Origin of the sequence: Archangium sp. (assembly GCF_036389735.1) — a bacterium.
GTDB lineage: Bacteria > Myxococcota > Myxococcia > Myxococcales > Myxococcaceae > Archangium.
In genome coordinates this window covers 1-3,549 of the sequence record NZ_DASVWK010001053.1, presented here as the reverse complement: position 1 = coordinate 3,549, position 3,549 = coordinate 1, and the positions used below count along the sequence as shown (strand labels likewise).

Genomic DNA, 3,549 nt, shown 5'->3' with positions numbered 1-3,549 from the left:
GAGGGCCTGGGCCACGCGTGCCGCACGAACCAGGAGGAGATTTTTGGCCCGGTGGCCACGCTCACGCCCTTCGAGAAGGAAGAGGAGGTGCTGGCCTGGGCCAACAGCACGCGCTACGGGCTGGCGGCGAGCGTGTGGACGCGGGACCTGAGCCGGGCGCACCGCTTCGCGGCGAAGCTGGAGAGCGGCATCGTCTGGGTGAACTGCTGGATGCTGCGCGACCTGCGCACGCCGTTTGGCGGGGTGAAGGACTCGGGCGTGGGGCGGGAGGGCGGCTGGGACGTGCTGCGCTTCTTCACCGAGCCCAAGAACGTGTGCGTGAAGCTATGAGCGACCGGGTCGACTCCCAGAAGGCCCCGGAGCCGGTGGGCCTCTACCCCCACGCCCGGCGCGTGGGCAACCTGCTCTTCCTCTCCGGCGTGGGCCCGCGCGAGCGCGGCAGCAAGAAGATCCCCGGTGTCGAGCTGGACGCCCAGGGCAACATCGTCTCGTACGACCTCGAGACGCAGTGCCACTCGGTGTTCCGCAACGTGCGCTACATCCTGGAGGAGGCGGGCTCGTCCTGGGAGAAGCTGGTGGACGTGACCGTGTACCTCACGGACATGAAGAAGGACTTCCCCACGTACAACCGGCTGTGGGCCGAGTACTTCAAGGACGTGCCCACGCCGCCGTGCCGGACGACGCTCGGCATCACCGCGCTGCCCACGCCCATCGCCATCGAGCTGAAGTGCGTCGCGACCATTGGAGACTGAGATGAGCCGACTGCAGCCCCTCGACTTCAAGAAGTGGATCGACGAGCACCGCCACCTGCTCAAGCCTCCCGTGGGCAACCAGCTGGTGTGGCAGGACCGCGACTTCATCGTGATGGTGGTGGGCGGACCCAACTCGCGCACCGACTTCCACATCGACGAGAGCGAGGAGTTCTTCTACCAGGTGGAGGGCGACATCACCCTGCGGGTCATCGAGGACGGCAAGCCCCAGGACATCCCCATCCGCGAGGGGGAGATCTTCCTGCTGCCGCCCCGGGTGCCGCACTCGCCACAGCGGCCGGCGGGGACGGTGGGACTGGTCATCGAGCGCAAGCGGCGCGAGGGCGAGCTGGATGGCTTCGCGTGGTTCTGCCCCCAGTGCCACACGAAGCTGTATGACGAGTTCCTCCAGGTCACCAACATCGTCACCCAGCTTCCGCCCCTCTTCGAGCGCTTCTACGGCAACCCGGAGCACTGCACCTGCAAGCAGTGCGGTTTCCAGATGAAGCGCGAACCGCGCAAGACATGAAGATCGACATCCACACGCACCTGCTGCCGCCCGAGGTGCCGCGCTTCGCCGAGCGCTATGGCTACGGGGGCTTCATGACGCTGGAGCACCACGCGCCGTGCCGGGCGCGCATGGTGCGTGATGACGGGAAGTTCTTCCGCGAGATTGAAAGCAATTGCTGGGACCCGGTGAAGCGCCTCGAGGAGTGCGATGCGAGCGGCGTCACCGTGCAGGTGCTGTCCACCGTGCCGGTGATGTTCAACTACTGGGCGAAGCCGGAGCACGGGCTGGACGTGTCGCGCTTCCTCAACGACCAGCTGGCCTCCGTGGTGCGGGCGCACCCCAAGCGTTTCGTGGGCCTGGGCACGGTGCCCCTCCAGTCCCCGGCGCTCGCCGTGCGCGAGCTGGAGCGCTGTGTGCGCGAGCTGGGACTGGCCGGGGTGCAGGTGGGCTCGCACGTCAACGGCACCAACCTGGGCGAGCCGGAGCTCTTCCCCTTCTTCGAGGCCGCGGCCGAGCTGGGCGCCGCCCTCTTCGTCCACCCCTGGGACATGCTGGGCGAGGCGCGGATGAAGAAGTACTGGATGCCCTGGCTCGTGGGCATGCCCGCCGAGATGGCGCTGGCCCTCTGCTCGCTCCTCTTCTCCGGCACGCTGGAGAAGCTGCCGAAGCTGCGCCTCGCCTTCGCGCACGGCGGCGGGGCCTTCCCGGGCACCTTCGGCCGCATCGAGCACGGCTTCCAGGTGCGGCCGGACCTCGTCGCGGTGGACAACCCCGTGCCGCCCCGCGAGTACCTGGGCCGCTTCTGGGTGGACTCGCTGGTGCACGACCCGGACATGCTGCGCTTCATCGTGAAGCTGTTCGGCTCGGACAAGGTCGCCCTGGGCAGCGACTATCCCTTCCCGCTCGGAGAGGACAGGCCGGGCACGTTGGTGGAGTCCCTCGTGGACTTCGACGCTTCCACCCGGGAGCGGCTGTTGTGGCGCAATGCGCTCGAGTGGCTCGGGCGCTCCCCCGAGGAGTTCAAGTAGATGAGCGGTGAAGCGGTGCGTTTCGAGGCCAGTGAGGAGTTCGCCCGGCGGATGGATGCGGAGGACCCCCTCCGCCACTTCCGCGACGAGTTCCTCTTCCCCCAGCACCAGGGCGAGCCAGTCATCTACCTCGTGGGCAACTCGCTGGGGCTCCAGCCGCGCAAGGCCAGGTCCTACGTGATGGAGGCGATGGAGGACTGGGAGAAGCTGGGCGTGGAGGGCCACTTCCGCGGTGGGCGCCCGTGGATGCCCTACCACGAGAACCTCACCGAGCAGACGGCGCGGCTCGTGGGCGCCCGCCCCATCGAAGTGGTGGTGATGAACACCCTCACGGTGAACCTGCACCTGATGCTGGTGTCCTTCTACCGGCCCTCGGGCGAGCGCCGCAAAATCCTGATGGAGGCCGGGGCCTTCCCGTCGGACCAGTACGCGGTGGACTCGCAGGTGCGCTTCCACGGGTATGACCCCGAGGAGACCGTGCTCGAGCTCACCCCGCGCCCGGGAGAGGAGACGCTGCGCACCGAGGACATCCTCGAGGCCATCCAGCGCCACGGGAAGGAGCTCGCCCTGGTGCTGCTGGGCAACGTGAACTACCTCACCGGCCAGGCGTTCGACATGGCCGCCATCACCCGCGCCGCGCACGCGCAGGGCTGCAGGGTGGGCTTCGACCTGGCGCACGCGGCGGGCAACCTGCCGCTCGCGCTGCACGACGACGGGCCGGACTTCGCCGTGTGGTGCTCGTACAAGTACCTCAACGGAGGCCCGGGCACGCTGGGCGGCGTCTTCGTCCACGAGCGCCACGCGCACGAGAAGAACCTGCCGCGCTTCGAGGGCTGGTGGGGCCACGCGAAGCAGACGCGCTTCCAGATGGGGCCGGACTTCGAGCCCACGCCGGGCGCCGAGGGGTGGCTGCTGTCCAACCCGCCCATCTTCCAGCTCGCGGCCCTGCGCGCGTCCATGGAGATCTTCGACCGCGCCACCATGCCGGCGCTGCGCCGCAAGAGCGAGCTGCTCACCGGCTACCTGGAGTTCCTCCTGGACCGGCTCCCGCCCGGCTTCGTGCGCATCACCACCCCGAGAGACCCGAAGCAGCGCGGCGTCCATCTCTCGCTGCGCTTCAGCAAGGAGCCTCGGCAACTGCTCGAAAAGCTCACATCGCAGGGCGTCCTCTGCGACTTCCGTTCACCGGACATCATCCGCGCCGCTCCGGCCCCTCTCTATGTCAGCTTCCATGACGTATATCGCTTCGCGGGGGTCCTCG

The 3,549-nt window shown here is 68.4% G+C and carries 5 protein-coding genes; all 5 read left to right on the top strand.

Annotated elements, in window-relative coordinates; translation table 11 throughout:
• Positions 1–330: aldehyde dehydrogenase family protein (locus tag VF794_RS37675; RefSeq protein ID WP_331118188.1), on the top strand; the 330-nt coding region annotated here is incomplete at its 5' end.
• Positions 327–752: a RidA family protein gene (locus VF794_RS37670; protein ID WP_331118186.1), complete on the top strand. Its 426-nt coding sequence runs from the start codon at positions 327–329 to the stop codon at positions 750–752. The genes VF794_RS37675 and VF794_RS37670, both read left to right, overlap by 4 nt.
• Before the next feature lies 1 nt (position 753).
• A complete protein-coding gene (gene nbaC, locus VF794_RS37665) occupies positions 754–1,278 on the top strand; it encodes a 3-hydroxyanthranilate 3,4-dioxygenase (protein WP_331118184.1) in 525 nt (174 codons plus the stop codon).
• Positions 1,275–2,288, top strand: a complete 1,014-nt coding sequence (locus VF794_RS37660; RefSeq protein ID WP_331118182.1) for an amidohydrolase family protein — start codon at positions 1,275–1,277, stop codon at positions 2,286–2,288. The genes nbaC and VF794_RS37660 overlap by 4 nt, the downstream gene beginning before the upstream one ends.
• The coding region (gene kynU / locus VF794_RS37655) for a kynureninase (RefSeq protein ID WP_331118180.1) at positions 2,289–3,549 on the top strand (1,261 nt) is incomplete at its 3' end.

Coding starts and splice junctions, on each gene's coding strand:
- VF794_RS37670 (WP_331118186.1), top strand. CDS start 327: ATGAGCGACCGGGTCGACTCCCAGAAGGCCCCGGAGCCGGTGGGCCTC.
- nbaC (WP_331118184.1), top strand. CDS start 754: ATGAGCCGACTGCAGCCCCTCGACTTCAAGAAGTGGATCGACGAGCAC.
- VF794_RS37660 (WP_331118182.1), top strand. CDS start 1,275: ATGAAGATCGACATCCACACGCACCTGCTGCCGCCCGAGGTGCCGCGC.